Genomic DNA, 25,691 nt, shown 5'->3' with positions numbered 1-25,691 from the left:
CACCCGTGTGTGCGCCCGGCCGTGTGTTCTCGTCCGCCCGCGCCGACAGTGTTCTCCATGGACGACCGGCCCACGGGATGGAGAACGCGGGTACCGCGTGAGCGCGCGCGGCCGCGATGGGTGCGGGAGTCGCCCGTCTCCTGGCGGTTGGCGGTGCTGACGGTCTGCTTCGGCGGCTTCATGAGCCAGCTGGACGCGAGCATCGTCACCCTCACCTACCCGAGCCTTGAGCGGGAGTTCGGCGAACGGCTGGCCGCCGTGCAGTGGGTGTCACTGGTGTACATGCTGGTCACGGCGGCGGTACTGGTCGCGGTCGGCCATGTGTCGGACGTGGTGGGCCGCAAACTGGTCTACCTCCACGGCTTCGGCCTGTTCGCGCTCTCCTCCGCCGCCTGCTCCCTGGCCCCGGACCTGACGGCGCTGGTGTGCTTCCGCGCCGTACAGGCGCTGGGGGCGGCGATGCTAGCGGGCAACAGCGTGGCCCTGGTCAGCCTGGTGGCCCCGCGCGAGAAGCTGCGCACCGCGCTGGGCATGCAGGCGGGAGGGCAGGCGCTGGGCCTGGCGGCCGGGCCGACGCTGGGCGGGGTGCTGGTGTCGACGGTGGGCTGGCGCTGGGTGTTCTGGATCAATGTGCCGGTCGGCGTCCTGGCGACACTGCTCGGCCGTTACCTGCTGCCCCGTACGGTCGAACGGGCCGGCGGCACCCGCTTCGATCTGCGGGGGACGGCCTGGCTCGCGGTGGCGTCGGCCGCGTTGCTCGGCGGGGTCTCGGTGTTCTCCGGCACGCCGCTGCCGGGCTGGTCCGGCATGGTGCTGCTCGCGGTGTCGGCGGCGGCTTCCTGGGGTTTCGCACGGCGCGAGGCGCACGCCCCCGAGCCCTTGGTGCCGCTGTCGCTGCTGGGGGACCGGCGGATCGGATGGGGGCTGGTGGGAGCCCTGGCCGGGTACCTCGTCCTGTTCGGGCCGCTGGTGCTCGTCCCCCTGGTGCTGACGCGGCACGGGGAGAGCGAGATGCGGGCCGGCCTGCTGCTCGGCGCCCTGCCCGCCGCGTTCGCGCTCGCCTCCAACCTTCAGGAGCACCTGCTTCCCCGGCGGTGGAACGGCCGCCGCCGCGCCCTGACCGGGGCCGCGCTGTCCATGGCGGGGCTGATGGGACTGGCGTTCGCCTGCCCGGCGGACCGGTGGCTGATCTGCTGGCTCGCCGTGCTGGGCCTGGGGCTCGGCCTGTTCACCCCGTCCAACAACGAAACCCTGATGCGGGCCGTGCCACGCCGGCTGTCCGGCACGGGTGGCGGCATGGTCAACACGGCCCGGGCCCTGGGCACCGCCCTCGGAATCGCCGTCGTCACCCTCACCCTCGAACTGGGCGACGGCCGCGGCGCGGGATCGGTCCTGCCTCCGCTCCCCGTTCTCACCCTCGCCGCGGCCGCTGCTCTGGCCGGGGCGTCGACGGTGCTGGCGGGGTAGTAGGGGTGGCCGGTTCTGTATATGGACGACCGCTGTCGGCAGGGCTAGTCATGACCACGACATGAAGCGCGCTCATGACGGAATCAGGAAGGGGATCGTCCATGTCACCTCGACACGTCACGATCGGTCTTGCACTGACGACGGCGCTGCTCACCGGAACGGGCCTCGCCACGGCCTCGGCCACACCCCGTGACGCAAGACCGGCGAACGCCGGCACCGCTGCCGCTACCTCGCTCCAGAGGGCCCACCAGGGTGCCCGTACCCTCGGGGAGCGGGTCCAGTCGGGGGTCGTCAGGATCGCCAGCCTCTACAGCCGGACCCCCGGCCAGTGCCTGGACGCGGACGCCAACGCGGGCGGCAACGGCACCAAGGTGCAGGTCTGGGCATGCAACGGCAGTGACCAGCAGGCGTGGATCTCCTGGGACAACGGGGCGCTGGAGAGCGTCCGGTTCCGGGGCATGTGCCTCGACGCCGACACCAACGGCGGCGGCCGCAACGGCACCAAGGTGCAGCTGTGGCAGTGCAACGGAACGGCACAACAGCGGTGGTTCACGTTCCGGAACGACCTCGCGATCTACAACGACCTGTTCTACAACGGCGGCAACACCGTCCTGGACCGGGACACCAACGTGCCCGGCAACGGTGCCCGCGCGCAGCTGTGGGCCAAGAACTTCCAGTCCCAGCAGTGGTGGCGTTCCGACCTCGCCTGACCGTGAGAGCGGGGGTGTTCCGCCGTGTTCGTCACGGCGGAACACCCCCGAGGGCTCGCTACCGGTCCGTCGGCTCGGCCGGCTGTGTCTCAGCGCGCATCAGTGCTGCGGGTGCCGGCCGACACGGTCGTAGCGCTGGTTGTTCGTCCTGACGGACTTGTCGACCGACGTGCTGTTGTCGATCGTGGTGCTCTTGTCGACCGTGGTGCTGACCTGGGACTCCGAGATCTGCCCGCAACGGTTGTGGTTGGCCTGCTGGACGTTGGAGAGGTCCGCCGTGCCGCCCTTGCCGCCGTTGGCCGTCGCCCCCTGGTGCTGAGCGCCGTTGGTCGAGCCGGAGCCGCCGCTGCCCGGGCCGCCGGTGCCGAGGCCGCCCGTGCCGGGTCCGCCCGAGGCGGGGCCGCTGGTGCCGCTGCCGCCCGTGGCGTCCGGGCTGCCGCCGCCGAAGACGCTGCCGCCACCGCCGGCCCCGGCCGACCCGCCGCTGGCGTCACCGCTGGAGGCGTTGCCGCCCGAGCCGGTGCCACCGGCGCCGGAGCCGCCCGTCCCGTCACCACCCACACCGACACCCAGGAGATCCTGCGCCTGCCGCACCACCGCGGTTCCTCCGGAGGCGTCGACCAGGCTGGCGTTGTACGGGTTGTTGCAGTAGATGTTCGTGTAACCCTCGCCGTGCCCTGAATCCGCCGAAGCGGCCGAGGCGGTCCCGCAACCCACTCCGATGGTGGTGATGGCGAGCGTGACGGCCGCGGCGACCCGCTGGATGATGCCCACAGGATTCCCCTCCAGTCGACGCCGGCGCACGTATGACCGGCGTACTTTCACTTCGGGTTAACTGCCGACCGGGGGAAGGGTGACGGGTTAAATATGATGCGTCACCTTTACGGCATTCACCCACCCTCCTTGAGGGCTTCCATCACCCCGAATGGCAACGGAAAGTGACAGCCTGTCATCCGGAGGGTGTGGCCATGTAGGCGCTCGGGCAAGGCGGTTCAGCTCAGGGTCGCCGTCGCGTGGCCGGCCGGGAGTTCACGCCCGTACGCGAGCAGCAGGAGCTCCTGGGCGGGTCCCGTCAGCGTCCTGCCCGAGCCGTACGACCACTCCAGATCGGTGGCGCGAAGCTCGACGCCTTCGAGCTTCGCCTTGAAGAACCGGAGCGTGCTCGGCTGGACGGTCCGGAACACGATCCGCAGGCGTTCCTCGGGGACCCGGCGCCCGAGGCCGAGGGGGACGGTGATGTCCAGGCCGTGGACCACGTCGTGCCCGAGCGCCGCCGGCAGCCCGCCCACCGGCGGCTTCCAGGGGTGATGGGCGTTGTCCCGCAGCGCCTGGGCGATCTCGAGCCGGGACAGGGCCGCGGCGTCACGGCGTGCGAGCCGGTCCGTCATCCTGTGGAGGTTGCCGCCCGACCGGGCGAGTTCCAGTGCCGTCCTGCCGAACGAGTACCGGAATCCCTGGCTCATGTGGGCGGCGACCTCCCGTACCCGCCATCCCGCGCACAGGGACGGCGCGTCCCACTGGGCCTCGGTCAAGCCGTCGAGGACATCGGCGAGTTCACGCCGTTCCGACGCTACCGCCGCACGAACATCCACCGTCGTACTCTCCATGGCCACCAGCCTGATCGAGAGCCTGTGAGAAGTCCAAGAGCCGGTATTTCTCGTCGCTAGAATCCCTGCTTATGGAGCTCCGCCAGCTGAAGTACTTCCTCACCGTCGTCGAGGAGGCCAACTTCACCCGCGCCGCCGCCCGTCTCCACCTCGCCCAACCGGGAGTGAGTGCTCAGATCCGGCAACTGGAACGAGAGCTCGGGCAGGCGTTGCTGGACCGCTCCGGCGGCACTGTCACCACGACCGCCGTGGGCGAGGCGGTCCTGCCCTATGCCCGGGCGGCACTCGCGGCCGTCGAGGGGCTGCGGCAGACGGTGGACGAGTTCACCGGGCTCATACGGGGGCAGGTCACCATCGGGCTCGTCTCCGGCGCGGTCGCCGACGGATTCGACGTGGCCACCGTGCTGGCCGACTTCCACGAGGACCACCCACGGGTCGAGATAGCGCTCACCGAGGACACGTCCGAGCGAATGCTCGCGGCCCTGCGCCTCGGCGAACTCGACCTCGCCGTCGTCGGCCTCGCCGGCGAGGACCCCCTGCCGGGCATCGACCTCCAGGTCGTCGTCGACACCCCGCTGGTCGCCGCCATGGCCCCGGACGATCCGCTGCTCGCACCTGCCGGCCGTGCCGCGCTCCCGCTGAGCGCGCTCGCCGGCCGTTCGCTGATCAGCCTGCCGCGCGGCACGGGCCTGCGCGCGGTGCTCGAACACGCCTGTGAGCAGGCCGGGTTCAAGCCTCGCATAGCCTTCGAGAGTGCCGCGCCGAAGCTGCTGGCCCGGCTCGCCGCCCGTGGCCTCGGGGTGGCCATCCTCCCCGAGCTGCCGCCCGAGGGTGCCGCGGCGCTGGGCCTGCGCACCCTCCCCATCACCGGCCCCCGCCTCCGTGGCCGGGTCGCTCTCGCCTGGCCGGCGGACGGCCCGGCCGCACCGGCGGCCAGGGCCCTCCTCGCGCGCATGCGGCAGGCCTTTCCACCGGCCCGGTCCGCAGAGGACTGAGGGGCCGGTGGGCCCGGCCGCGCCCGAAGGGGCGCGGGGAACTGCGCGACCAGCCACGACGGCGCCGCAGCCGATCGACGCCCCGCCGTGACGCCTCCCGCGGAGCGCTCAGGCGGGGTGCGTGCCGGCCTCGGCGCGCTCCTGGTGGTCCGTCCCGCCTAACGGTCCGTCCCGCGCGGGCGCAGTACGAGGGCCGCGAGCAGAGCGGTGAGGGCGAGACCCGCGGCGGCGACCGCGGCCACGGCCGTGAACCCGTGGTCGTAGGCGTGCCGGGCGGCCGTCATGACCTGCCGGGCGGCCGCCGTGTCGACACGGTCGGCGACGTCCTCGGCCCCGCCGAAGGACTGCTCGACAGCGGACCGGTCGTCCGGGCCCAGCGTGGGGAGGCCGGGGAGGCCCGTGCGGTAGGCGGCGGCGAGGACGGTGCCGAGTACGGCCACGCCCAGGCCGGCGCCGAGCTCGAAGGATGTCTCCTGGATCGCGGCGGCCTCACCCGACCGTTCGGGGGAGGCCGCCCCCATGATGGAGTCGGCGCCGAGCGTCATCACGACACCGGCCCCGTAACCGGCGACGAGCATCGTGCCGACGAGGGTGGCGTAGTGGGCGGCGTCACCGATCAGGGCGAGCAGGGCGAAGGCGGCGGCGCAGGCGGTGAGGGCGCCGGTGAGCGACCAGCGGTTGCCCCAGCGCGCCGAGAGCCAGGGCGCGGTCGCGGCTCCCACCGCGTTGGTGGCGGCCAGGGGCACGAGGGCGAGCCCGGCGCTCAGCGGCGAGTAGCCCCCGACCTGCTGGAGCCACTGGGTGAGGAAGAACAGCAGGGCGACATAGGAGCCGAAGCAGCTGATCACGCAGACGGTCGAGGTGGAGAAGCGGCGGTCGTTGAACAGGGCGACGTCCAGGAGCGGTTCGGCCAGGCGCCGTTGACGCCGTACGAAGAGCACCAGCAGGCCGGCGCCGACCGCGGCGGTGACGACGACGGAGACGTCGACCGTCAGATGCTCGCCGGCGCGCTTCAGCGCGTACACGACCCCCGCCAGGCCCACGACCGACAGGGCCACGCTGGCCAGGTCCCAGCGGCGTGGCGCGGGGTTCCTCGACTCGGGGATGACACGCGCGCCGATGACGAGGATGACCAGCACGATGGGGACGTTGACGAGGAAGACGGCTCCCCACCCCCATCGTTCGGTCACGAGCCCGCCCACGAGCGGCCCCACGGTCGCTCCCACGCTGTGCGCCGCGGTCCAGACGCCGATGGCGACGGCCCGCTCCCGGTCGTCGGTGAAGACGACGCGGATCACGGCGACGGTGGACGCCATGATCATCGCGGCGCCGGCCCCGAGCCCCACGCGCGCGGCGATGAGCTGGGGCGTGGTCGCGGAGAACGCGGCACAGGCGGACGCCAGACCGAAGACCGCGAACCCGCTCAGCACCATGCGCTTGCGGCCGATGCGGTCGCCCAGCGTCCCGCACGTCACGAGCAGGGAGGCCAGCGTCAGCGAGTACACGTCGACGATCCACAGCAGTTCCACCGCGCTGGGGTGCAGGTCCCTCGTCATGCTCGGCACGGACACATGGAGCACGGTCAGGTCGATGCCGCAGAGCAGCAGGCTGGTGGAGAGCACGGCCAGGACCGTCCAGCGCCGTGCGGGCGGGAAGGGCTGATCCTTGGCCGTGGGGGGATTCGTACGTGTCGGCGTCTCGCTTCGGGGCATGACGGCACTATGGGCCGCTACTGACGCACAGGACAAGTACGGTCATGAATGTGCCATAGTGCCATTCTGTATACCGAGTTGGGGAGGTGGGCTCCGTGCGGGGCGACATCGAGGACACACCGGAGTACTGCGACGTCGAGGCGGCGATGGAAGTGCTCGGCGGCCGCTGGAAACTGGCGATCCTCAAGAAACTGCTGGACGGCACCAAGAGGTTCAGCGAGCTCAAGCGCGCGTTGCCGCGGATCACCCAGCGCATGCTCACGCGCCAGTTGCGGGAGCTGGAGGCGGACGGGCTGGTCACGCGGACCGTCCACCGTGAGGTGCCGCCGCGCGTGGACTACACGCTCACCGAGACGGGCCGGAGCCTGGACGCCATCGCGAACCAGCTCGACGCCTGGGGGCGCTGGTATCGCGCGACGCGCGGGGAGCAGGCTGGTGCGGAGCCGGCGGAGCCCGGCTCGCCTCAGGTGGAACGCAGCCGGTAGGGGCCCAGCTCCCATGTCCACCGGTGCCGCAGCACCAGCGCCGCGACATCGAGCGAGGTGAAGGGGATGCCGTGCCCGATCTCGCGGATGTCCGGCCAGGTCAGCTCCCTCTCCGCCACGGCGGCCAGCAACCGCCGCTCCAGCTCGGGATCGACCGTGTGCCGAGCGAGGCCGGCCCGGGTGCGTGAGCCGTCGGTGACCAGGAGACCCCAGCCACGGCCCGCGCAGTACCCGGCGGCGGCACGGTACTTGGCCTCATTGATCGCCAACGGGATGTCGTACTGCGGCTTGGCCTCGATCAGCACGGCATGGCCCTGGGCGGTGACGGCGAGGAAGTCGGGATAGTAGGTGCGCGGGCGGCCCTTGTAGGCGTAGGCGATGGCCAGTGGCTGCTCCTGGTAGTAGGCGATCTGGCGTGCGTGGTCGAGGAGTTGCAGGACTTGCAGTTCGGTCGTCGACTCGTACTGCACCTCGCGCCCCAGCTTGGCGCTGAACCAGGACCCGGCATGCTCGCGCGGGTTGACGTCGCGCAGGGCCGACAACTCCTCCGGTGCGGGGGCCGGGCCCGGGGCGCCAGACCAGTCGGTCGCCGCGGCCAGGCCGGCCCAGCGCGCGGAGGCGCGTGCGACGCGTGCCTCCAGGTGGTGCCGCTTCCGCTCCTCCTTGCGGCGCTGGGAGGCCAGGGTGGCGATCACGCCGAGCATCCGTTTGGCCTCGTCGTCGCTCTTGCCGGAGAGGCGGGCGAGCAGCAGGCCGGCGGGGTTGAGCGGCGCCCCGGGGAAGGCCACGTCGGCCACGGCCCGGAGGCGTTCGGCGCTCTCCGCTTCTCCCGGTGCCCCGCTGTGTGGTGCCCCGTCGTGCAGCAGGAGGCGCAAAGCGTTGCGGAGGGCGACGGTGGCCGGATCCCGACTGCCGAGCAACCTGGCGAAGCCCCGCGCCTGGAGCTGGCTGATGCGCTGTGCCGTGAGGGAGAACTCCTGCCCTATCGCCGACTGAGTACGGGGGTCGTGGCCGTCGAGCCCCAGCCGGCGGCACAGGACCGCGTGGGCGCGCACATCGCGCAACTCGTCGACAGCCGCTGCCGAGAGGTCGTGGAGCACGGTCGTCGCATCGGTGTCACCCTCGGAGACCGCCTCCCAGGACAGGTCGGCCGCCGTGTGGCCGGGGCATTTGGCCTCCAGGAGCCACTCCTCGAGGAGGAGCTGCCCGTGGGCGCGCCATAATCGCGCGGCGACGGGGCGTAGCGCGTCCTCCGTGAACGTCGTCAGTGCCTTGACGGGCTGACGGGCCAGGAACTCGGTCAGCCGCTCCGGCGACAGGCGGTGCGCGGTCACCTCCTGCCACAACGCCGCTATCGCGTCGGGCTCGCACTGCCGCGGGCGTTCACGCCGGCCGCGTGCCTCCCGGACCTTCCGGGCGGTCGCCCGCGTGCGCAGGACGTCCGCGAGCCGGGCCCGCCAGTCGTACCCGCTGTCGTGCCCGCTGCTGTAGGTGCCGTCCGCCCCGCCGCCGGTGAGCCGCTCGGTCAGCCGGGCGAGAGCCGTTTCCCCGTCCACCGCCTCCTCGGCCGGAACCAGCGACCGGGCGGCCCACCCGATGGAGGCCACGCTCCGCTGATGCCGGGCGGCCAACTCCTCGGCGGTCAGCCCCTCGCCGATGCCGGCCACGAGCTTTTCGTACTCCTCCGGGCTCCAGCGCTGCCCTCGCCGTTCCGGTATGTGACCGTCCATCTCCGAGCCCCCCGACGTCGGATGCGTCCGCCCGGCGGCCATGGGACGGGCCGCCATACTGTGAGTATGCCGGGCGGACGGTAAACCGCTGTCCCGGGCGGCGAAGTGTTTGCGATCATGAAATGGAATCACCGTCCCGCAACTCTTGAGGAACCGCCTGCCATGCCTGTCGCCGCAGATCCGACCGTGCTCCATCCGATGCCTGGTCAGCCCCGGGTGGTGCTGCTCAAGCCGCTGGTGAAGTCCCCGCTGATCGAGGTGGGGGAGTACTCCTACTACGACGACCCGGACGACGCGACCGCGTTCGAGACGCGCAACGTGCTCTACCACTACGGGCCGGAGAAGCTGGTCATCGGTAAGTTCTGCGCGCTGGGCACGGGCGTGCGGTTCATCATGAACGGCGCCAACCACCGCATGGACGGCCCCTCCACCTTCCCCTTCCCGACCATGGGCGGCTCCTGGGCCGAGCACTCCGATCTGCTCACCGGGCTACCGAATCGAGGGGATACGGTCGTGGGCAACGACGTGTGGTTCGGGTACGGCTCGACGGTGATGCCCGGCGTACGGATCGGGCACGGCGCGATCATCGGATCCGGTGCCGTGGTCACCGCGGACGTTCCCGACTACGGGATCGTCGGCGGCAACCCGGCCCGCCTCATCCGCACCCGCTACAGCGCCGAGGATGTCGCCCGCCTGCTGGCGGTGGCCTGGTGGGACTGGCCCGCGGAGCACATCACCGAGCATGTGCGGACGATCATGTCGGGGAGCGTCGACGACCTGGAGGCGGCCGCCCCGGACATCAGCCCCATGTGACGCGGGCGCGGGACGAGGGGACGCGGCGGGGGGATCGCTTCCACCAGGAACCGATGAGCTCCCGCAGCACTCATGCTTGCTATATTGCGCAACTATGCAATCCGGAATGCCCACGGCAGACCAACGGGCCACCCCGTCGCGCGGCAGCGCGAGGCCCTCGCACGACCCGGCCGCGCCGCGCCCCCACATCAAGGGGGCGCGGCGGGTGCCGGCCCCCCGGGGCCGGGCGGCGGCCGCGCGCGGGAGGAGACACGGCAGAGCGCGGGCGCGGTCCCGCGGGGCTGCCCTGATCCCCCTGGCCGCCCTGGCGCTGCCGGTGGCCGGGATCGCCGTGGACGGGCTGACCGGTTCCGCGCCCGGCCGGGCCTTCGTGGCCGCGGCGGTCGTCGCCGCGGTTCTGGCGGCCATGACCTGCTCACGGGCGGGCGCGTGGTGGGTGGCGTACGCCCCACCGCTGGTGGTCGCGCCGATCACGGCGGTCGCCGAGGGACTGGGTGGCGGCACGGCGAACGGCCACGGCAAGGGGATCGCGACCGCGGCGGTGCACTGGGCCGTCGAAGCCTTCCCGGCGATGGCGGCGGCCGAGGCCGCCCTCCTCGTCGTGCTGGCCGCGCGGTGGATCCGATTCCGGCGGAGCACGAGGAGGAACAGTGCGTGAGGACCAGGGCGCCGCCGCACGGCACGGCGTCGACAGGGCAGGCGAGATGTACCCGGCCGGTGGCCCCGCCCGGGGCGGGGCGCCGCGGCATCGGGGCGGCAGGCGCACTCCCCGCATGGTCGTCACCGCGCGGGTCGTCGTCGGCCTCGCCTCCGCCGCCGTCCTGGCGACCAGCGGCGTCTCCTGGGCCGCGTACCGCTGGATCACCAACGGCCTGAACACCTCCGACGCCCTCGACAGGGTCGGGCGGAACGCGCCGAGACACCTCGACAACTCGGTCAACCTGCTGCTGATAGGCCTCGACTCCCGCAAGGACATGAACGGCAACGACCTGCCGAAGGAGTTCGTCCAGGACCAGTTGCACGCGGGGTCGAGCGACATCGGCTACTACAACACCAACACCCTGATCCTGATGCACATCCCCGCCGACGGCGGAAAGGTCCAGGCGTTCTCCATCCCCCGCGACGACTATGTCCAGACCTTCAACGGCGACGGCTCGTCCCAGGGACACTTCAAGATCAAGGAGGCGTACTCCAACGCCTACACCGGCGCCCGGGAGCGGCTCTACCGCGACGGCGTACGCGGCAGCGATCTGGAGGCGGGGAGCCGGGAAGCCGGCCGGGAGGCGACCCTGGCCACCGTGCAGAGCTTCCTCGGGGTGCCGATCGACCACTTCGCCGAGGTCAACCTGCTGGGCTTCTACGACATCGCCAAGGTGCTCCAGCCGATCCAGGTCTGCCTGAAACACCCGGTGCGCGACCGCTACTCCGGCGCCGACTTCCCCGCCGGCCTCCAGGAGCTCAACCCCAGACAGGCGCTGGCCTTCGTCCGCCAGCGGCACGGGCTGGACGGCGGCGACCTGGACCGGACCCACCGGCAGCAGGCGTTCCTCTCCTCCGTCACCCACAAGCTCAAGACCCAGGGCGTCTTCGACGACCTGGGCAAGCTGCGGGGCCTGTTCGGGGTGGTGAAGAAGGACCTGGTCGTCGACAGCAAACTCGACGTGATCGACTTCGCCCGGCAGGCCGGCAACCTCACCGGCGGCAACGTCGAGTTCAACACCCTGCCGACCGAGGGATCCGCCACGCGCAACCGCGAGGAAGTGGAACTCGTCGACCAGGACAAGATCCGGGCGCTCGTACAGTCGAAGATCGGCCGGCCTGCCTCGTCCTCGTCGCCGTCACCTTCCTCGCCTTCTTCCCCGTCCCCGTCCCCGTCGCAGGGTGGGAGCGGCGGAGGGTCGTCCTCGCCGGGACCGGAGTCGTCGGCGCCGGCCGGCGGCTTCGCGGGTGAGTCGGTGAAGGAGGGCGGTATCCCCTGTGTGAACTGACGTCCATGAGAACCGTCGAGGTCCCCCTGAGAGGACGTCAGGGTCGGGCCCCGGCCTCGGGTCAGGGACGCGTCAGGGGTGGGTAGGGGGCGTTACCGGATGCCGGGCCCGGGCGGGTGCCGGAATCATGATCTTCATGACTTCGACCTTCCTCTCCCGCCGGGCCCTCGTGGGCACCACCCAGGCCGTCGTGGGCGCCGCGCTGACCGCCGCTCTCCTCGCCGGCGCCACCGCCCCCGCGGCGTTCGCGGCCACGCGGCCGCCCAAGGCCTCCGCGGCGGCCGAGCAGACGACGCCCGCCGTGCCGCCCCTCGACACGGCGGCCCTGCGCGCGGCCATCTCCGACCTGGCCCACCCCCAGGCGACGGCCGCCCAGCTGAGAGTCAGCGGCACGGCCGGCCAGTGGTACGGCACGGCGGGCGTGGCGGACATCAGGACGGGCGCGCCGGTCCGGGCGGACGACACCTTCCGGGCGGGCAGCATCACGAAGGTCTTCGTCGCCACGGCGGTGCTCCAGCTGTCGGCCGAGGGCCGGGTGGACCTGGACAAGCCGATCCAGGACTACCTGCCCGGCCTGCTCCCCAAGAGCTACGCGCCCATCAAGGTCTCGCAGCTCCTCAACCACACCAGCGGCCTGCCGAACGAGAGCGACGCCGGCATTCCGCAGCGGGACACCCCGGAGCAGATCCTCGAGCACCGCTACGACCAGTGGACGCCCAAGAAGATCGTGGCCACCCTGCCCGACGGCCCGATGAAGTTCACGCCGGGCACGAAGCAGGAGTACCGGGGCATGAACTACGTCCTGGCGGCCATGCTGATCGAAAAGGTGACGGGCAAGCCGTACGCGAAGGCGATCGGTGAGCGCGTCCTGCGCCCGCTGGGCCTCCGCCACACCTCCTTCCCGGGCAACGACCCGAAGATCCACGGCCCCCACGTCCACGGATACCTGGCGATGGCGGACGGCACGCTGAAGGACGCGACGGACTTCGACCAGTCCGAGGCCTGGGGCGAGGGAGAAATGATCTCCACGACGGGTGACCTGGACCGCTTCGTCACGGCCCTGTTCACCCCCGGCAAGCTGCTGCCCAAGGCGACGCTGGACAAGATGTTCACGCTGCCGGGCGCCGACGTGCGAATGGTGGACGGCTCCCCGGCCTCCTACAGCATGGGCCTTCAGTCGGTGACGGTGAACGGCGTGACCCTGTGGGGCAAGACGGGGGAGCGGTACGGCTACAACTCGGCGGTCGTCGCGACACGGGACCTCCAGCGCAAGGTGGTGTACTCCTGGACTCCCACGCACCGGGACAAGTCCCAGATGGGAATGGTGCTGCGCATAGCGAACGCGGTCACCAAGCCGGCGTCGCCGTCGCCTTCGACTCCGCCGTCGCCTTCGGCCGGTCAGGCGGTCAACGCGGGGTAGTCGGTGTACCCGGTGGCCCCTCCCACGTACATCGTGTACTTCTCGCGCACCGGGTTGAGGGGCGCTCCGGTGCGCAGGCGGGCGACGAGGTCGGGGTTGGCGATGAACCCGCGGCCCAGCGAGATCAGGTCGGCTCCCGCGGCCAGCAGGCGCTCCCCGGCGGCCTGTCCGCCGTCGGCGGGGAGGGGGCCCGGCCATCCCAGATCGGGGTTGGCCATGAGGGTGCCGGGCCACGCGTCGCGGAGAGTCGTGAACAGGGCGTCGGTGGGGTCGGCGAACTCGATGTGCAGATAGGCCAGACCGGTGTCCGCCAGGGCGTCGATGAGCGCGGGGTAGAGCCGCTCGGTGTCGCCTTCCTCGATGCCGTTGACGGTGTTGGCCGGAGAGATGCGCAGGCCCACCCTGTCGGGGCCTATCGCGTCGGCCACGGCGCGGGTCACCTCCACCGCGAAGCGGACGCGGTTCTCCGCCGGGCCGCCGTAGGCGTCCGTGCGGTGGTTGGTGTTGCGCGCCATGAACTGGTGGAGGAGCTGACCGTTGGCCGCGTGCACTTCCACACCGGCGAAGCCCGCCGCCACGGCGTTGCGGGCGGCCTGGGCGAAGTCGGCCACCGTGGACCGGATGTCCTGAACGGTCATCTCGCGCGGCACGACGGAGGGCCGGCGACCGTCGGGGGTGTGGATCGTCTCAGGCAGTGGGACGGGGGAGGGGGCGAGCGGCATCAGCCCGCTGTTGAGCGGATGGCCGACCCGGCCTCCGTGCTGGAGCTGGAGAAACATCGTTCCGCCGGCCGAGCGCACGGCATCGGTCACACGTCGCCATCCGGCCACGTGGGCCTCGCTGTGGATCGCGGGGATGTTGGGGTACGTCCGGCCCACGGCGTTCGGAGTGGTGCCCTCGGCGATGATCAGGCCCGCCGAGGCCCGCTGGGCGTAGTAGGTGGCCATCAGGGCTCCGGGGACGCCGTCGGCTCCGGCCCGGTTCCTGGTGAGGGGGGCCATGACCAGGCGGTTGGGCAGCTGGAGCGGGCCGAGACGGGTGGGCTGGAAGAGGGCGGGGCGTACGGTCGTCTGCGTCATGCCCGTACGGTAGGAACTGACATCGGTGTCAGGTTCAAGTCCGGGCGGGTGTGCGCCCGGACGCCATGGGGCGGGGGGAAGACATGCGGATAGGGGAGCTGGCCGAGCGCACGGGCGTGAGCGAACGCTCGCTGCGCTATTACGAGAAGCAGGGGCTGCTCACTGCCGAGCGCACGCCCGGCGGCCATCGCGAGTTCGGCGAGTGGGCCGTCGATCGGGTCATCCGCGTTCAGGCCCTCTTCGCCGCGGGCCTGAACAGCGCGAAGATCGCCGAGCTGCTTCCCTGTATGCGTGACGTGGACGGCGGCCCGTCCACGCGGGCGACCGAACGGCTTGTCGCCGAACTCGCCAAGGAGCGCGAACGGACAGACCGGCTGATCATGGATCTGATCCGTGCCCGTGATGTTCTGGACGAGGCGATCGGCCTGGCCTCCCGGCCTCGCAGGCCATCGCAGGAGCCCGTCGCGCCATGAGCGGCTGCCGGCTGCCGGCCGTCGGGCGCCTGGCCTCTGCCGTCTCCGGCCCGGGGCCCGGGCCGTTCCCTCGCGCCGCCCGGTGGCGGCGTGAGCCGTGTCTCACCGCGCTCGGGCCACTTGCCTATGAAACGAGTTGCATAGAAGATCCGGCGTATGGCGCTCGAGCACGCGATCCTCGTCTCTTTGCTGGAGAAGCCGGGCTCCGGCTATGAGCTCGCCCGGCGATTCGACCGGTCCATCGGCTATTTCTGGACCGCCACCCACCAGCAGATCTACCGCGTCCTGAAGCGGATGGAGAGCGACGGCTGGGTCGACGTTCATGAGGTGCCACAGCAGGGAAAGCCGGACAAGAAGCATTATTCGGTCGCCCCTGCCGGGCAGGCCGTCCTCTCCGACTGGCTCCACGAGCCCATCGAACCCGAGAGCGTCCGGCACGACCTCGCCGTGAAGATCCGGGGCGCCGCCTTCGACGACCCGACCGCCCTGATCCGCCAGGTCGAGCGGTACCACCGGGTGCACTCCGAACGGCTGACGCACTACCTCGCGGGCGAACTGCGCGATTTCACCGGGCCCGACGCGCCCACCGAATCCGGCCCGGACGCGATGCGGGAGCTCCAGCACGTCGTACTGCGCGGCGGCATCGCGTACGAGCGGATGACCCTCGCCTGGCTCGACGACGTCCTCGCCACCCTCCAGCGCATCCAGGCGGCCCACGCCACCGGAACGCGGACCGGCGAACGCCCCGGCGCCTGACCCCCGGTCCCCGGCCCCGGCCCCGACCCCCGCGTCCGGGCCCCGGAGTCCCGGGGCACCCCCCGACAGCGACACCGAACCGTTCACCCCCCGACTCGAGCCGGAAAGGCGGACACAACCATGGCCGACCCGCTTCTCTTCAACCCGCGCACCTACGACCCCGCGCACTTCGACCCCGAGACCCGCAGACTGCTGCGCGCCACCGTCGACTGGTTCGAGACCCGCGGCAAGCGCAGGCTCATCGAGGACTACCGCTCCCGCGCCTGGCTGGCCGACTTCCTCGAATTCTCCACCAAGGAAGGCCTGTTCGCGACCTTCCTCACCCCCGCCGCGGCCGCCGACGACGCGGCGGACAAGCGCTGGGACACCGCCCGCATCGCCGCCCTCAACGAGATATTCGGCTTTTACGGGCTCGACTACTGGTACGCCTGGCAGGTCACCATCCTCGGCCTCGGCCCCGTCTGGCAGAGCGACAACACCGCCGCCCGCACCCGCGCCGCCGAGCTGCTCGACCAGGGCGAGGTGTTCGCCTTCGGCCTGTCGGAGAAGACCCACGGCGCCGACATCTACTCGACCGACATGCTCCTCGAGCCCGACGGCGAGGGCGGCTTCCGGGCCACCGGGTCCAAGTACTACATCGGCAACGGCAACGCCGCCGGCCTCGTCTCCGTCTTCGGCCGCCGCACCGACGTCGAGGGCCCCGACGGCTACGTCTTCTTCGCCGCCGACAGCCGCCACGAGGCGTACCACCTCGTCAAGAACGTGGTCGACTCCTCGAAGTACGTCAGCGAATTCCGCCTCGAGAACTACCCCGTCGCCGCCGAGGACGTCCTGCACACCGGACAGGCCGCCTTCGACGCCGCGCTGAACACCGTCAACGTCGGCAAGTTCAACCTGTGCACCGCCTCCATCGGCATCTGCGAGCACGCGATGTACGAGGCCGTCACCCACGCGCACAACCGCATCCTCTACGGCCGCCCCGTCACCGCCTTCCCGCACGTGCGCCGCGAGCTGACCGACGCCTATGTCCGCCTCGTCGGCATGAAGCTCTTCAGCGACCGCGCCGTCGACTACTTCCGCACCGCCGGCCCCGACGACCGCCGCTACCTCCTCTTCAACCCCATGACGAAGATGAAGGTGACGACCGAGGGCGAGAAGGTCATCGACCTCATGTGGGACGTCATCGCCGCCAAGGGCTTCGAGAAGGACACCTACTTCGCCCAGGCCGCCAGCGAGATCCGCGGCCTGCCGAAGCTCGAGGGCACGGTCCACGTCAACCTCGCGCTGATCCTCAAGTTCATGCGCAACCACCTGCTGGACCCGGCCGACTACCCGGCCGTCCCGACCCGCCTCGACGCGGCCGACGACGCGTTCCTCTTCCGGCAGGGCCCGGCCCGCGGCCTCGGTGCCATCCGTTTTCACGACTGGCGCGCCGCCTTCGACGCCTACGCCCACCTGCCGAACGTGGCCCGCTTCCGCGAGCAGGCCGACGCCCTGTGCGCGTTCGTCACCACCGCCGCCCCCGACAAGGAGCAGAGCCGCGACCTCGACCTGCTCCTGGCAGTCGGCCAGCTCTTCGCCCTGGTCGTCCACGGCCAGCTGATCCTTGAGCAGGCCGCCCTCAAGGGGGCCGAGGAGGACGTCCTGGACGAGCTGTTCGCCGTCCTCGTCCGCGACTACTCCGCCCACGCCGTCGAGCTGCACGGCAAGGACTCCGCCACCGAGGAGCAGCAGAACTGGGCCCTCGGCGCGGTCCGCCGCCCGGTCGTCGACGCGGCCCGCTCGGCACGCGTCTGGGAGCGCGTCGAAGCGCTGTCGGGCGCGTACGAGATGGCCCCGTAAACCCTGACGGGAGCCGGGGGGAGCGGCACGCTTCCCCCGGCCCCGGCCGGGGAGATCGCCCGCCCGACCGTCAGACGCCCAGCGTCGCGCGCAGCAGCACTTTGTCGGGTTTGCCCGCTGATGTGAGCGGGATGTCGGGCAGCAGGTGGAGGGCCTCGGGCGCGTACATGGGGCCCTTGCGGCCGGTCACGAAGGCGCGGATCTCGTCCAGGCCGGGGGAGTGCCCGGCCGCGGGGACGACGGCGGCGTGAACGTGCTCGGCGGCGTCGGCGTCCCGGGTGCCGAAGACCGCACAGCGGGCGACGGCGGGGTGGGACAGGAGCAGCTCCTCCAGCTCGGTGGGGTAGATGTGGCCGCCGACGACGATGATCAGGTCCTTGAGGCGGTCGACGACGAACAGATAGCCGTCCTCGTCGAGATAGCCGATGTCCCCGGTGCGCAACCAGCCGTCCCGCAGGACCTCGGCGGTGAGCTCGGGCTGCTTCCAGTAGCCGGGCATGATCCCCGGGGACCGCACCTGGACCTCGCCCTCCTCGCCTGCCGGGAGGGTCCGGCCGTCGCCGTCGCGGATGGCCACCTCGACCCAGGGCAGCGGCCGGCCGGTGGTGATCCGGCCGCCGCGCCCGGTCACCGTGTGGTCGCGCGGGCGTGCCTCGGCGATGGCGGGTACCTCCGTCTGGCCGTACCAGCCGTACAGGATCGGCCCGAAGACGTCGATGGCCCGGCGCAGCCGGACGGCCGAGGCGGGCGAGCCGCCGTATGTGATCCGGGTGAGACTCGACAGATCCGTTCCGGCCAGGGCGGGGTGGTCGAGCAGCCGATGCAGCAGCGGTGGCAGCAGCCACATGTGGGTGACCCGCTCGCGTTCGATCGTCGCGAGGACGTCACCGGGGTCGAAGGCACGCAGTAGGACGATGGAACCGCCGTGGAGCAGGGCGCTGTCGCTGAGCGGACCGGAGAGCCGGGCCAGCGGGGTGGCGGCGAGATAGCGGGGCGGGTCGCCGGCGTCCGGAACCGGTCGCTCCAGCCCCAGGCGGTACGGGCCGTGCGTGGAGCGGATGCCCTTGGGGATGCCGGTGGTGCCGCCGGTGAACGTGATGGACATGTCGTCCTCGGGGACGACCCCGGACGGGAAGGGCGTCGGCGCGTGCCGGGAGGCGGCCGCCAGGACGTCCTCGCCGAAGGGGTCGGCGCCCAGGCCGAGCACGGTGGGGATCCCGTCCGGCCCGGCGAGGGACAGCAGCTCCTTCGCCGCCGTGTGCCGGGTGGCGTCGACGAGCAGCAGAGTGGTGTCGACGGTGCTCGCGATACGGGCGAGCATCGTGGGGGCCATGCCCTCGTAGAGGTGGACCACCCGGGCGCCCGCCAGATGCGCGGCGTAGCGCGCGACGAGGGCTTCCGGAGTGTTGCCGGTGAGCAGGGACACGGTCGCGCCACGGCCGACGCCCCGCCCGGCCAGCTCCCGCGCCAGCCGGTACGTGCTGTCGCGCAGCGCCCCGGCGGTGACGCGCCGCCCGTCGGCCGCCACCAGGGCGGTCCGGTCCGGGGCGCGTGACAGCACGTCGAGGATCGCCGTGGGATAGCAGACGAACGGTGCGGCACGGCCTTCGCTCATGTACGGCTCCCCTCGGAGGAGTTGGCGGCCCGTGGCCCGGACCGGGGGATGCCGCCGCGGGTGGCCTTGCCACGACGGTATCCCTGCCCTCCCGTCCAGTCTGCACGCGGACCGACGGACCCGGCAGGGCGCCCGCACCACTCCGTACCCCCTGATCGTGTGACGGGCCCGATCCGGAGGCGCGTGGGCTCGTCACGCCCGGGGGTGTCGCGGCACCCTTGCGCCGGGATCTCCGTATGTAGTCGGCTGTCGCACATGACGAAAAGGAGCACCACAGCTCTGATCGCCGCTCTGATCGGGGGATTCCTCCTGACGGGCGTGCCGGATCCGCGTGCGGACGCCGCTGAACCCGGTGGGGGCAGCGCGTCTCCGCCGGGCTTACCGGGGCTGCCGGGCGTCGACCTCGACACGGTGACCATCCCGGAGCTTCAGGCCCGCATGGCGAACGGTTCGCTGACCTCATCGGCACTGACCGCCGCCTACCTCCGGCGCATCGAAGCCATCAACCCCATGATCAACGCGGTGCTGCGCACCGGCCCGGAGGCCCTCCGGCAGGCGGCCGCCAGCGACGCCAGACACCGGCGGGGCGACACCCGCGGCCCGCTCGACGGCATCCCCGTCCTCCTCAAGGACAATGTGAACACCCGCGACATGCCGACCACGGCCGGCTCCCTGGCGCTGGCCGGACGACCGCCGCGCACCGACGCCGCCCTGGTGACCAGGCTGCGGGACGCGGGGGCGGTGATCCTCGGCAAGACCAATCTGTCCGAGTGGGCGAACTTCCGTGCGACGAAACCGACATCAGGATGGTCGGCGGTGGGCGGACAGACCCACAACCCGTATGTCCTGGACCGCAACCCGTGCGGATCGTCCTCCGGCTCGGCCGCCGCGCTCGCCGCCTCGTTGGCGCAGGTGGCCATCGGCACCGAGACCGACGGCTCCATCGTCTGCCCCGCCGGGATGAACGGGGTGGTGGGCCACAAGCCCACCCTCGGACTGGTCAGCCAGGCGGGCGTGGTCCCGATCTCGGCCGAACAGGACACCGCGGGGCCCATGGCCCGCAACGTGACGGACGCGGCACTGACCCTCGCCGTCCTCAGCGGCGGCGACGCCACCCTTCTCGGCCTCCCGGACGAGGCGACACGTGCCGGCGGACTGCGCGGCAAACGCATCGGCCTGTGGCGACTGCCCTCGCTCGGACCGGAGGTGGACGCCGTGATGGCCCGTACGGCGGACGAGCTCCGCGGCGCGGGAGCCGAGGTCGTCGAGGTGACGCCGCCGTACCAGCAGCGGCTCGCCGAGCTCGAATTCCCGGCGCTGTTGAGCGAGTTCCGCCGGGACATCAACGCCTACCTCGCCACGCGCGACGGTCCGCGGGACCTCGCCGCACTGATCGAGTTCAACCGGACCCACCCGGCGGAGCGCACCTGCTTCGCCGGCCAGGAACTCTTCGAGCAGGCCCTCACCGCGCCCGCCACCATCGACCCGGCGTACCGGGCGAAGCGCGCCGAGCTGAAGAACCTGTCCCGGCGTTCCGTGGACGAGACGATGGCCGCCCACCGGCTGGACGCCATCGCCGCCCCGACGAACCCGCCCGCCTGGACCACCGACTGCGCACGGGGCGACAACGACGTCATCCCGTCCTCCACCCCCGCGGCCGTGGCCGGCTACCCCTCGCTGTCGGTGCCCGCCGGATTCGTGAACAAGCTGCCCGTCGGACTGCTGCTGACGGCCGGTGCCCATCAGGACGCCGAGCTGCTCGCTCTGGGGGCCGCGGTGGAGCACCGGCTGAAGGCCTGGCGAGCACCGCGCTACCTGCCGTCGGTGGGTCCCGGGGCTCCGTGACCGAGAACTCCGCGCGGGGAGGCCCCCCGCTCCCCGTCCCGGTGTGGCCCGGAGCATTCCATTCGGACGTTCCAGGCGGCTTACGTCTCCCCCGGTCAAAGCCCGCTTTCGCGTTCCCGCGTCCCGGAGTGCCCGGCATTCGTGGCGGCCGGGACGCCCTGCCCCACAAGCTCAGGTGGTCCGAGCGTTCAGGACACCGACATGAAGGAGTACCTTTCTTGACCACTCGTCTCTTGACCACTCGTCTTCGACACCGCGGACACCGCGCCGGCCCTCGGATGGTGCTGGCGTTACTGGCGGCACTGTGCGGGATCATCGGTGCCACCGCGCTCAGTACGACCCCGGCGGCAGCGGCCGATCAGCGTCAGGCGATCTACGCCATCGCGCACCGGGTCGACACCCTGGACGGCGTGGACGCCGCGCTCAGCCATGGCGCCAACGCCATCGAGATCGACGTCTGCGCCTGGTGGAATCCGAACGAATGGCGCGCCTACCACGACTGTTCCTCGGCCGGTGAGAACCGGCGGGGCCCCAGCTTCGACAGCATGATCGACCGTATCGTCTCCAACGCCAAGGCGGGGCGCCGACTGGCGCTGGTCTGGCTGGACATCAAGGACCCGAACTACTGCGGGGAGGCGCCGAACCGTACGTGCAGCGTCGCCGGCCTGCGCGACAAGGCGCAGCGGCTGACGGCTGCCGGGATCCAGGTGCTCTACGGTTTCTACGAGTACCACGGCGGTAACACCCCGGACGTCGGCGGCAGGGGCTGGAAGAGCCTGGAAGGCAAGCTCGGCCGCTTGGAGGGCATCACGACCACCGGCACCCGCGACCAGGTGGTGGGCGCCTTCAACCGGTCCGGTTCCGGGTTCCCGGCCGGCCGCCGGGTGATGGACTACGGCGACTCCGATATCACCAAGGGATTCGGAAACTGCACCGAGGCCGGCCGCAACACGTGCGCGGAGCTGAAGAAGGGCGCCAAGGACCGCGCCGCCGGACGGCTGGCGGCGACGCTGTCCTGGACGACCACCTACAACGACCCGTGGTACGTCGACAAACTGCTGGGCGACGCCCGTGTGGACGGCATCATCGCGGGCTACGGCGCCTTCACCGGAGTGCGCGAGTACGACAACAGCTGGCAGTGCGCCAACGCCATCAAGCTCGTCCGCGACTGGGTGAACCGCCATGGCAGCACCCACCGCATGGCCACCAGCAGCGACCGCCTGTTCAAGTAGCGGACAGCCCCGGGCCAGGCCCTTACCGGCCTTGTGCCCAGGGGCCCCTTCAAAGCCGTCGGCCGGGAACCCGGCCGACGGCTTTCCCTCATGGAGCCGCGGCCGGACCGGACGCAGGACTGCCGCGTGCCCGACAGGGCGCCCTCCCGCTACGGCGCCCCGGGCCCGAACCACATGCTGTTGGGACGGTAGTTTCCCCAGGTGATTCCCGTGCGCTTCGGTACGACTTCCCTGGTGCCGGTGCAGCGGGCGGTCTGGCCCTTGCCGGTGTACAGCGTGACTTGCGTGTCCGTCTGGTTGTCCACGCCGACCGCTGTCTTGGAGAGATCGATGCACACGCCGTCCGGCGGGTTGGCGATCACGTTGTGGGTTCCGTCCGTGGCGTCGTAGTCGAACCTGCCGCTGGCGGCTTGGGTATTGGCGGAGGCGGCGGCTGCCAGTGCGAACGCGGCGCAGACGGTCAGGAGGATCCGGGACGTCTTCCTGCGTGACTTCATGGAACGAGCATCCGTCCCTCGGGAGATCCATGGGAGAACGGCGCTCGCAAACCCCTCGATCCGGTACATGCCGACGCCTCGGTGGCATGTAACCGGCGGGCTGGAGGAGGAAAGGGCCGGCAGGCCCTGGCCCGTGGCCCTGGGACAGGGCGGAAGGAGCTTCCCCTGCCTGGTCCGGAGCGGCCTGAGCCACCCCGACGGGCGCCTGGCGCTTGTGCTTCTCGCCCCGGTTCCACGAGACCGCCACGCTGATGACCCCGTCGGCACTCGCCGTTGTGAGTGGCCCCCCGGGCACGGGCAAGACCATGCTCGTCCCACGCGCGGCGCCGGGGCCGACGTCGGTCCGTGCCTTGTCAGATCTCACACCGGTACGACAGGGGCGCTCGGGTGCACTTCACGTTCGATACGCGGCATGATCTCGGGAATGTAGATGTCCTGGATAGCCGCACCGGAGTCGTGGGTGCCGCAATGGTCCCGACTCGCCCAGCGCTCGACCAGGACGAAACGCGCGACATCCTTGTGCGATCGGTACGCCTCCCAGCTGACGCACCCGTCTTCGGCGAGGCACAGCGGACGCATACGGGCCACACCGTCATCCACCACCGGCGCCGCAAAGCCCCTCTACCACCCGATTGCGCGACGGAGCACGCGACAAGCCGATCCCACCCGTCATCGACCCTCAAGAGCTCCGGCTGTAGTGCTGGGGGGTGATCTCCATCCGGCAGCACTCGCTGTGGCCTTCGACCTGGTGCATGGCGTACGTTTCGGCGTGATCAACATTTCAGGAGCAAATGGTGTCCCTCTTCATACCCGACTTCGATGAAACCGTCGTCGTACGCGCTGCTGACGCCGAATTGACAGGCGCGGGCGGTCCGGTGACCAACCAGCTGCTCGTCGACAGCCCCGCCACCGGTGGAGCGCTCTCCAGCATGCGTGTCACCCTCGGCAAGGGTGCGAACGGCGCCCGTCCGCACCATCACGGCAAGTCCGCCGAGATGTTCTACGTCCTCGACGGCACCGCCCAGCTGCTGTCCGGCGATCAAGTGGTCACGGCGGAGCGCGGGGACGTGGTCGTCGTACCGCCCGGCACGCAGCACGCCTTCGCCGCCGCGCCCGGCGAGATCGCGGACATGCTTGTCATCATCACGCCCGGGGTGGAGCGCTTCGAGTACTTCCGCCATCTTGAGCGCATCCGCTACGGCAAAGTGCCGCCGGAGAGCCTCCTCGAAGTCCAGGAACTGTACGACTCCTACTTCGGGACCAGCGAGATCTGGGACGCCACACGACGCTGACGGCTGTTGGCGATCGCGACGATGCCATGACATGCCGGTGACCGCACGGGTCCCTCGAGTGCCACCCGGAATGGGAAGACCGCTCCTGTGGTAGCGGCGCCAAGGGGCCGCGCCGCTACCACTGGGCAGCCGTCCGGCTCGGCTCCGTCGGCGAGTTCGACGGCGCCGTACCCATGCGCCGACGGTGGGCGCCGGCACGACGCGGCATCGGCAAGCCCGACGAGATCGCCGAAGCCCTGCTGGAGCGCTAGCGGGCCTGGCGGGCCTTCTGGTTGGCGTCGCGGAGGCGGCGCAGGATTGCGGTCATCACGGCCACGTCGTCGGGTGCCAGGACGTCCTGGATGTGGCGCTGACTCGCGGTCAGCGCCAGGGCGCCGCGCCGTCGCCCCTCCGCGAGCCCGTCGTCGGTGAGTGACACGAGGGTGACGCGCCGGTCGGTCGGATGCGTGCCGCGGGTCACGAGGCCGCGCTGCTCCATCGTGTCGAGCAGCCGGGTGGTGCGGGTTGTGCTCGTGGCGAGGGCCCGGGTGACGTCCACGGTGCGCAGCGCGTGGCCGGGGGTGCGGGCCAGGCGGAACAGTACGTCCGAGATCGATGCGTCCGTGTCGCCCTGCGGGCTGACCTCGGCGTCGATATGCGTGGTCACGGCCAGGTACGCCTCGCGGAGCATCCCGTAGGCCTCCCAGCGCGGGTCGTCGAACAGCTCGTCCATCACATCACTCACATCACTCGCTTGCGGGATAGTCCCGATCGGTAGTAAATTCGGGACAGTCCCGAACAGGACAATCTTGCCACGCCGAAGGGGCGAGTTCCCCGATCTCGCAGCCGCCCGCCGGTGGTGCGACGCCCCCCGAATGCCGGCAGCTCAAGGCGCTGCGGCGGTCCGGCTCGAATGCCGGCGCGGTGCTGTTCGAGACCGGCCTCTCCGGCCTCCTGGCGGCCTGGCCGGGCAGGGCGACGCGGAGTCCGCTCACATTGATCATCCGACGGGACGAAAGGGAGGGCGCTCGTGATCCTCGTGACAGGAGCCACCGGAAACATAGGAAGTGCCCTGCTGGCGGAGCTGCACGCATGCGGTGCCGGTCCGTTGCGAGGGCTCACCCGCGACGCCTCGCGGGCGGCGTTCCCCGCCGGGGTCGAGGCGGTCGAAGGCGACTTCGCCGACACGGCTTCGCTGAAGCCCGCGCTGGAGGGCGTGCGGTCACTGTTCCTCGTCTCGCGTCTGGGCTCGGACGCCGAGATCCTCGACGCGGCCCGGCAGGCGGGTGTGGAGCACGTGGTGCTCGTGTCGTCCATCACCGTCCAGACGCATCCGCATCTCGGCCCCGCAGGCGAGAACCTCGCCGTCGAGCAGCTGCTCAAGGACAGCGGTATGGCCTGGACGATCCTGCGGCCGACGCAGTTCGCCTCGAACGCGATGATGTGGGCGGCGTCGATCCGCGACGGGCAGACGGTCCGCATGCCGTACGCGGACGTCGGCCTGCCCACGATCCACCCCGCGGACATCGCGTCGGTGGCGCGCGTGGCGCTGACCCGGCCCGGCCATCAGGGCCGGACGTACGCCCTGACCGGCCCGGAACGGGTGACGGCCCGTCAGCAGGTGGCCTCCATCGCCGAAGTGCTGGGGCGGGACGTGCCCTTCGCCGAGATCAGCCGAGAAGAGGCCCACGCCCGGATGGCCGCGATCTTCGGGGACGAGGCCGCGGACGCGGTACTCGATGTGACCGGCGGCGACGTCAACGACGCCCTGCTTCAGGTGCGCGACACGGTCTCGCGGGTCACCGGCTCCGCGGCCAGGCCCTTCCGGCAGTGGGCGGCGGAGCACGCCGCTGCCTTCCGCTGAGGCGCGGCGGCCCGCGACTGCGGCCGGCACCGCGACGCTCCCAGATGATCAGGCCGGTGCCCCGGTGCCATGTCGAAGCCGGTGGGCCGGTCGCCCGCGCTGCCGCGTGCCGGCGGTTGGCCCGCTGGTCCTCGCGCAGCGCGGCCCGCTCCGGGGGTTCTCCGCGTCCGAGGTGCCCGCCGGGGACCATCCAGCCGCCGTGGCGCGGGTGGCCGAGCGGCGCGAATTCGGCGACCCAGGCACGTTCGTCGGCACCATCCGTTGAGGGCCCGGGACGGCCGAGACAAGGC

24 protein-coding genes and 1 pseudogene are annotated in these 25,691 nt (G+C 71.4%); 16 read left to right on the top strand and 9 right to left on the bottom strand.

Annotation, left to right across the window (positions count from 1 at the left end):
- The first annotated feature begins 57 nt into the window (after positions 1-57).
- Both RM609_RS11385 and RM609_RS11380 read left to right on the top strand, forming a co-directional pair.
- Positions 58-1,467 carry an MFS transporter gene (locus RM609_RS11385; protein WP_311610131.1) on the top strand — a complete coding sequence of 470 codons (1,410 nt, stop codon included), beginning with the start codon at positions 58-60 and terminating at the stop codon, positions 1,465-1,467.
- Between the two features lie 101 nt (positions 1,468-1,568).
- Positions 1,569-2,177, top strand: coding sequence for an RICIN domain-containing protein (locus RM609_RS11380; protein WP_311610130.1), 609 nt, complete (start codon positions 1,569-1,571; stop codon positions 2,175-2,177).
- 99 nt (positions 2,178-2,276) lie between these two features.
- On the opposite strand, the gene RM609_RS11375 is transcribed toward RM609_RS11380, so the two are convergent.
- Together RM609_RS11375 and RM609_RS11370 are read right to left on the bottom strand one after the other, a co-directional pair.
- On the bottom strand, positions 2,277-2,951 hold the full coding sequence (locus RM609_RS11375) for a hypothetical protein (protein WP_311610128.1): 675 nt from the start codon (positions 2,949-2,951) through the stop codon (positions 2,277-2,279).
- A gap of 218 nt (positions 2,952-3,169) precedes the next feature.
- On the bottom strand, positions 3,170-3,784 hold the full coding sequence (locus RM609_RS11370) for a maleylpyruvate isomerase family mycothiol-dependent enzyme (protein WP_311610126.1): 615 nt from the start codon (positions 3,782-3,784) through the stop codon (positions 3,170-3,172).
- A gap of 71 nt (positions 3,785-3,855) precedes the next feature.
- On the opposite strand from RM609_RS11370, the gene RM609_RS11365 reads away from it, so the two are divergent.
- Positions 3,856-4,779, top strand: a complete 924-nt coding sequence (locus RM609_RS11365) for a LysR family transcriptional regulator (protein WP_311610124.1) — start codon at positions 3,856-3,858, stop codon at positions 4,777-4,779.
- A 158-nt stretch (positions 4,780-4,937) separates the two neighbouring features.
- On the opposite strand, the gene RM609_RS11360 is transcribed toward RM609_RS11365, so the two are convergent.
- Positions 4,938-6,491 carry an MFS transporter gene (locus RM609_RS11360; protein ID WP_311610123.1) on the bottom strand — a complete coding sequence of 518 codons (1,554 nt, stop codon included), beginning with the start codon at positions 6,489-6,491 and terminating at the stop codon, positions 4,938-4,940.
- 95 nt (positions 6,492-6,586) lie between these two features.
- On the opposite strand from RM609_RS11360, the gene RM609_RS11355 reads away from it, so the two are divergent.
- The gene (locus RM609_RS11355; RefSeq protein WP_311610122.1) at positions 6,587-6,976 is read left to right on the top strand and encodes a winged helix-turn-helix transcriptional regulator; all 390 of its coding nucleotides are present in this window, start codon (positions 6,587-6,589) and stop codon (positions 6,974-6,976) included.
- Here RM609_RS11355 and RM609_RS11350 read toward each other — a convergent pair.
- A complete protein-coding gene (locus tag RM609_RS11350; RefSeq protein ID WP_311610121.1) occupies positions 6,955-8,763 on the bottom strand; it encodes a TnsA endonuclease N-terminal domain-containing protein in 1,809 nt (602 codons plus the stop codon). The genes RM609_RS11355 and RM609_RS11350 overlap by 22 nt on opposite strands.
- Before the next feature lie 105 nt (positions 8,764-8,868).
- Here RM609_RS11350 and RM609_RS11345 point away from each other — a divergent pair, with 105 nt between their 5' ends.
- The 4 genes from RM609_RS11345 (at position 8,869) to RM609_RS11330 (ending at position 12,927) form a co-directional block, all read left to right on the top strand.
- The gene (locus RM609_RS11345) at positions 8,869-9,519 is read left to right on the top strand and encodes a CatB-related O-acetyltransferase (RefSeq protein ID WP_311610119.1); all 651 of its coding nucleotides are present in this window, start codon (positions 8,869-8,871) and stop codon (positions 9,517-9,519) included.
- Positions 9,520-9,625: 106 nt separating this feature from the next.
- Entirely contained in the window at positions 9,626-10,177 is a 552-nt protein-coding gene (locus RM609_RS11340) for a DUF6542 domain-containing protein (protein ID WP_311610118.1), read from the top strand.
- Positions 10,170-11,507, top strand: coding sequence for an LCP family protein (locus RM609_RS11335; RefSeq protein ID WP_311610116.1), 1,338 nt, complete (start codon positions 10,170-10,172; stop codon positions 11,505-11,507). The genes RM609_RS11340 and RM609_RS11335 overlap by 8 nt, the downstream gene beginning before the upstream one ends.
- Before the next feature lie 136 nt (positions 11,508-11,643).
- On the top strand, positions 11,644-12,927 hold the full coding sequence (locus RM609_RS11330) for a serine hydrolase domain-containing protein (RefSeq protein WP_311610114.1): 1,284 nt from the start codon (positions 11,644-11,646) through the stop codon (positions 12,925-12,927).
- On the opposite strand, the gene RM609_RS11325 is transcribed toward RM609_RS11330, so the two are convergent.
- Positions 12,906-14,006, bottom strand: coding sequence for an alkene reductase (locus RM609_RS11325; RefSeq protein ID WP_311610113.1), 1,101 nt, complete (start codon positions 14,004-14,006; stop codon positions 12,906-12,908). The genes RM609_RS11330 and RM609_RS11325 overlap by 22 nt on opposite strands.
- Before the next feature lie 83 nt (positions 14,007-14,089).
- Here RM609_RS11325 and RM609_RS11320 point away from each other — a divergent pair, with 83 nt between their 5' ends.
- The 3 genes from RM609_RS11320 to RM609_RS11310 all read left to right on the top strand — a co-directional run bounded on the left by RM609_RS11320 (position 14,090) and on the right by RM609_RS11310 (position 17,077).
- Positions 14,090-14,479, top strand: coding sequence for a MerR family transcriptional regulator (locus tag RM609_RS11320; protein ID WP_311610111.1), 390 nt, complete (start codon positions 14,090-14,092; stop codon positions 14,477-14,479).
- 156 nt (positions 14,480-14,635) lie between these two features.
- Complete coding sequence (locus RM609_RS11315; RefSeq protein WP_311610110.1) at positions 14,636-15,235, top strand: PadR family transcriptional regulator; 600 nt, start codon at positions 14,636-14,638, stop codon at positions 15,233-15,235.
- Between the two features lie 120 nt (positions 15,236-15,355).
- Positions 15,356-17,077 carry an acyl-CoA dehydrogenase family protein gene (locus RM609_RS11310; protein WP_311610108.1) on the top strand — a complete coding sequence of 574 codons (1,722 nt, stop codon included), beginning with the start codon at positions 15,356-15,358 and terminating at the stop codon, positions 17,075-17,077.
- Between the two features lie 70 nt (positions 17,078-17,147).
- On the opposite strand, the gene RM609_RS11305 is transcribed toward RM609_RS11310, so the two are convergent.
- On the bottom strand, positions 17,148-18,692 hold the full coding sequence (locus tag RM609_RS11305; RefSeq protein ID WP_311610107.1) for an AMP-binding protein: 1,545 nt from the start codon (positions 18,690-18,692) through the stop codon (positions 17,148-17,150).
- Positions 18,693-18,947: 255 nt separating this feature from the next.
- Here RM609_RS11305 and RM609_RS11300 point away from each other — a divergent pair, with 255 nt between their 5' ends.
- Entirely contained in the window at positions 18,948-20,537 is a 1,590-nt protein-coding gene (locus RM609_RS11300) for an amidase (RefSeq protein ID WP_311610106.1), read from the top strand.
- Positions 20,538-20,815: 278 nt separating this feature from the next.
- Positions 20,816-21,769: a PI-PLC domain-containing protein gene (locus RM609_RS11295; protein ID WP_311610105.1), complete on the top strand. Its 954-nt coding sequence runs from the start codon at positions 20,816-20,818 to the stop codon at positions 21,767-21,769.
- Between the two features lie 149 nt (positions 21,770-21,918).
- Here the strand turns inward: RM609_RS11295 and RM609_RS11290 are convergent, their stop codons facing one another.
- Complete coding sequence (locus RM609_RS11290; RefSeq protein ID WP_311610104.1) at positions 21,919-22,266, bottom strand: hypothetical protein; 348 nt, start codon at positions 22,264-22,266, stop codon at positions 21,919-21,921.
- 360 nt (positions 22,267-22,626) lie between these two features.
- On the bottom strand, positions 22,627-22,845 hold the full coding sequence (locus RM609_RS11285) for a putative quinol monooxygenase (RefSeq protein WP_311610253.1): 219 nt from the start codon (positions 22,843-22,845) through the stop codon (positions 22,627-22,629).
- 215 nt (positions 22,846-23,060) lie between these two features.
- Between RM609_RS11285 and RM609_RS11280 the strand changes: the two genes are divergently transcribed.
- Positions 23,061-23,558, top strand: a complete 498-nt coding sequence (locus RM609_RS11280; RefSeq protein ID WP_311610103.1) for a cupin domain-containing protein — start codon at positions 23,061-23,063, stop codon at positions 23,556-23,558.
- A gap of 71 nt (positions 23,559-23,629) precedes the next feature.
- Positions 23,630-23,788: pseudogene (locus RM609_RS34620) on the top strand (IS701 family transposase); the annotation flags it as partial.
- Positions 23,789-23,805: 17 nt separating this feature from the next.
- On the opposite strand, the gene RM609_RS11275 reads toward RM609_RS34620, so the two are convergent.
- Positions 23,806-24,282, bottom strand: coding sequence for a MarR family winged helix-turn-helix transcriptional regulator (locus RM609_RS11275; RefSeq protein WP_311610101.1), 477 nt, complete (start codon positions 24,280-24,282; stop codon positions 23,806-23,808).
- Positions 24,283-24,567: 285 nt separating this feature from the next.
- Between RM609_RS11275 and RM609_RS11270 the strand changes: the two genes are divergently transcribed.
- A complete protein-coding gene (locus RM609_RS11270) occupies positions 24,568-25,401 on the top strand; it encodes an NAD(P)H-binding protein (protein ID WP_311610100.1) in 834 nt (277 codons plus the stop codon).
- The last annotated feature ends 290 nt before the right edge of the window (positions 25,402-25,691 follow it).

Source organism: Streptomyces hesseae (assembly GCF_031845785.1).
GTDB lineage: Bacteria > Actinomycetota > Actinomycetes > Streptomycetales > Streptomycetaceae > Streptomyces > Streptomyces hesseae.
Note: the sequence above shows the minus strand (reverse complement) of the source record. Positions and strands in the feature narration are given on the sequence as shown.

Bases quoted from the DNA above. Each gene is read 5' to 3' on its own strand.
- RM609_RS11370 (WP_311610126.1), bottom strand. From the start codon at position 3,784: ATGGAGAGTACGACGGTGGATGTTCGTGCGGCGGTAGCGTCGGAACGG.
- RM609_RS11350 (WP_311610121.1), bottom strand. From the start codon at position 8,763: ATGGCGGCCCGTCCCATGGCCGCCGGGCGGACGCATCCGACGTCGGGG.
- RM609_RS11330 (WP_311610114.1), top strand. From the start codon at position 11,644: ATGACTTCGACCTTCCTCTCCCGCCGGGCCCTCGTGGGCACCACCCAG.
- RM609_RS11320 (WP_311610111.1), top strand. From the start codon at position 14,090: ATGCGGATAGGGGAGCTGGCCGAGCGCACGGGCGTGAGCGAACGCTCG.
- RM609_RS11360 (WP_311610123.1), bottom strand. From the start codon at position 6,491: ATGCCCCGAAGCGAGACGCCGACACGTACGAATCCCCCCACGGCCAAG.
- RM609_RS11385 (WP_311610131.1), top strand. From the start codon at position 58: ATGGACGACCGGCCCACGGGATGGAGAACGCGGGTACCGCGTGAGCGC.
- RM609_RS11310 (WP_311610108.1), top strand. From the start codon at position 15,356: ATGGCCGACCCGCTTCTCTTCAACCCGCGCACCTACGACCCCGCGCAC.
- RM609_RS11285 (WP_311610253.1), bottom strand. From the start codon at position 22,845: ATGCGTCCGCTGTGCCTCGCCGAAGACGGGTGCGTCAGCTGGGAGGCG.
- RM609_RS11305 (WP_311610107.1), bottom strand. From the start codon at position 18,692: ATGAGCGAAGGCCGTGCCGCACCGTTCGTCTGCTATCCCACGGCGATC.
- RM609_RS11290 (WP_311610104.1), bottom strand. From the start codon at position 22,266: ATGAAGTCACGCAGGAAGACGTCCCGGATCCTCCTGACCGTCTGCGCC.
- RM609_RS11345 (WP_311610119.1), top strand. From the start codon at position 8,869: ATGCCTGTCGCCGCAGATCCGACCGTGCTCCATCCGATGCCTGGTCAG.
- RM609_RS11315 (WP_311610110.1), top strand. From the start codon at position 14,636: ATGGCGCTCGAGCACGCGATCCTCGTCTCTTTGCTGGAGAAGCCGGGC.
- RM609_RS11295 (WP_311610105.1), top strand. From the start codon at position 20,816: ATGGTGCTGGCGTTACTGGCGGCACTGTGCGGGATCATCGGTGCCACC.
- RM609_RS11325 (WP_311610113.1), bottom strand. From the start codon at position 14,006: ATGACGCAGACGACCGTACGCCCCGCCCTCTTCCAGCCCACCCGTCTC.
- RM609_RS11365 (WP_311610124.1), top strand. From the start codon at position 3,856: ATGGAGCTCCGCCAGCTGAAGTACTTCCTCACCGTCGTCGAGGAGGCC.
- RM609_RS11340 (WP_311610118.1), top strand. From the start codon at position 9,626: ATGCCCACGGCAGACCAACGGGCCACCCCGTCGCGCGGCAGCGCGAGG.
- RM609_RS11300 (WP_311610106.1), top strand. From the start codon at position 18,948: ATGACGAAAAGGAGCACCACAGCTCTGATCGCCGCTCTGATCGGGGGA.
- RM609_RS11380 (WP_311610130.1), top strand. From the start codon at position 1,569: ATGTCACCTCGACACGTCACGATCGGTCTTGCACTGACGACGGCGCTG.